Origin of the sequence: Stenotrophomonas sp. HMWF003 (assembly GCF_003061285.1) — a bacterium.
In the GTDB taxonomy this organism is placed as follows: Bacteria; Pseudomonadota; Gammaproteobacteria; order Xanthomonadales; family Xanthomonadaceae; genus Stenotrophomonas; species Stenotrophomonas maltophilia_AP.
Genome location: NZ_QAIW01000206.1, coordinates 1 through 2,334, shown reverse-complemented (window position 1 = coordinate 2,334; position 2,334 = coordinate 1). Strand labels below are relative to the sequence as shown.

At 70.0% G+C, this 2,334-nt stretch carries 3 protein-coding genes; 1 reads left to right on the top strand and 2 read right to left on the bottom strand.

Features of this window, described 5'->3' with window-relative positions; translation table 11 throughout:
• Together DBR34_RS08385 and DBR34_RS08380 are read right to left on the bottom strand one after the other, a co-directional pair.
• On the bottom strand, nucleotides 1-427 hold a 427-nt coding region (locus tag DBR34_RS08385; protein ID WP_258223759.1), incomplete at its 3' end, for a double zinc ribbon domain-containing protein.
• Nucleotides 428-549: 122 nt separating this feature from the next.
• Entirely contained in the window at nucleotides 550-1,095 is a 546-nt protein-coding gene (locus DBR34_RS08380; protein ID WP_128096450.1) for a CbrC family protein, read from the bottom strand.
• Between the two features lie 174 nt (nucleotides 1,096-1,269).
• On the opposite strand from DBR34_RS08380, the gene bioB reads away from it, so the two are divergent.
• Nucleotides 1,270-2,319 carry a biotin synthase BioB gene (bioB, locus tag DBR34_RS08375; protein WP_128096449.1) on the top strand — a complete coding sequence of 350 codons (1,050 nt, stop codon included), beginning with the start codon at nucleotides 1,270-1,272 and terminating at the stop codon, nucleotides 2,317-2,319.
• Nucleotides 2,320-2,334: the final 15 nt, after the last annotated feature.

The window sequence follows — 2,334 nt, the reverse complement described above, 5'->3', positions numbered from 1 at the left end:
GCCGGGTCAGTTCCAACCCCTGGTCGTAGCCGCGCGTGCGCAGCCGCTGGCGGTGCAGCGGTATCGGGGCCAGCGGGCCGTCGACGAAACGGGGCACCCGCTGCAGCATCAACTGCGACAGCAGACGCCCGGCAGCCAGGTCGTGGTGGAACTTGAAACGCCGCAGCAGCTGGTCCACTGGCGCGGCGTACAGGAACACCGCAGCGGCGGCAGCGTGCCGCGGCGGATCATGCAGGCAGACGCCACAGCGCAGTGCAGGCGTGCCCTCCGGCAGCGGCAGCGCGCACAGCGGGCAGGCGTGGTCGTTCCACGGCAGGGCGGCGTGGCAGGCCACGCACAGGTCCAACCCGGCGCTGCCAGGTTCATCGCAGACCAGGCAGCGCAGGGGCAGGGCCTGCTGGCCCAGCCAGGTCAGTGCAGCAGACACCCGGGAAAGCACGCGATCACCGTTTGAAGAGGCAGGCCCCCAGCGTGGCGGCCAGCCCCCAGGCGTGTCTGTCGGTGCGTGCCGGTGCGTGCGGTCAGCCTTCTACCGGACGCACCCGCGGATCAATCGCAGTCCTGGTAGCCACCCAGTTCGCCACACTGCGTGCAGCGGAACATGTAGGCGGTGGGTGAGCCGTCCTTGCGCAGCGCGCCGAAGAAATGGTCCCACTGCGGGCCGTCGTCCAGCCCGGTGCTGTCCTGGATCGCGGCGATCGCACCTGCACCCAATGCCTGTAGTTCCGCCTGGCCGGCACGGCCGATGAACTGGCCCGCGTCCCCGCAGTGGGTCCACCACTTTTCCTGCTGCCAGGCGCTGAAGCCCGGGGTGCGCCGTGCCACTTCCTCGACCACCGCCTCCGGCACTTCGTCCCACTCACCGCCGCCGCCAATGCCTTCGTGATCGGTGAAGCTGGCATCGAGCCGCTCGCTGGCCGAACCGTCGGCGATGCACCACGGGCAGATCTCCGCGTCGTACGCCTCTTCGGCATACACCGGGCCGGTGTAGACGTAGCCGCGCGCCTGATGGCAGCTGACGCAGACCGTGGCGGAGGCGACGACGCTGCCGGTGGCGATCGGGTCGGGGTGGTAGGTGAAACGGGGCAGGGTCATGCGGCCTCCTTGGGGGTGCGTGGGCGGAGACTGTAGAGGGTTTGGGTTGGCTGGGTTGCCGGCCAGCGGCCGGCACTACCCGGCTGTAAACCTTGACCAACTACATTTGGTTGACAGCAGCTTGGGTCGGCGACCACACTTCCGCCCCCGTTCCTGCACGCCGAGGGCTGTTCCATGCCAAGCGACATCCGCCACGACTGGCGCAGCGAGGAGCTGCTGGCCCTGTTCGCGCTGCCGTTGCCTGTGCTGCTGCACCGCGCCGCCAGCGTGCACCGCGAGCACTTCGATCCGGCGCAGGTGCAGGTGTCCACGCTGCTGTCGGTCAAGACCGGCGGCTGCCCCGAAGACTGCGCGTATTGCCCGCAGGCCCAGCGCTACAGCACCGGGGTGGACGCGCAGAAGCTGATGGCCACCGAGGACGTGGTGGCCAAGGCGCGGCAGGCCAAGGCGGCCGGCGCATCGCGGTTCTGCATGGGTGCGGCCTGGCGTTCGCCCAAGGAACGCGACATCCCCAAGGTGGCGGCGATGATCCGTGAGGTGAAAGCGCTGGGCCTGGAAACCTGCGCCACGCTGGGCATGCTCAGTGGCGACCAGGCCGTGGCGCTGCGCGAGGCCGGGTTGGACTACTACAACCACAACCTGGACACCGCACCGGACTATTACGATTCGATCATCCACACCCGCCAGTACCAGGACCGCCTGGACACGCTCGGCCACGTGCGCGACGCCGGGTTGAAGACCTGCTGCGGCGGCATCGTGGGCATGGGCGAAACCCGCGAGCACCGCGCCGGGCTGCTGCTGGCGCTGGCCAACCTGCCGGCCCACCCCGATTCGGTGCCGATCAACCGGCTGGTGCAGGTCGCCGGCACGCCCCTGCACGGCACCGCGGAACTGGACCCGTTCGAGTTCGTGCGGATGATCGCGGTGGCCCGCATCGCCATGCCCCGCGCGATGGTGCGGCTGTCGGCCGGTCGCGAGGCGATGAGCGACGAGCTGCAGGCCCTGTGCTTCCTGGCCGGGGCCAACTCGATCTTCTACGGGGAAAAGCTGCTGACCACCGGCAACCCGGACACCGAACGCGACCTGGCCCTGTTCGCGCGGCTGGGCCTGCGCCCGATGGCGGTCGAGGTGGATGCGGCCGACCACGACCATCCCGGCACGGTCCATGCCGACATCACCCAGGACACCGGGCCGTGCGGTGGCGGCTGCGAGCAGGCCGCCTGAGGCCCGCCCGGTGCC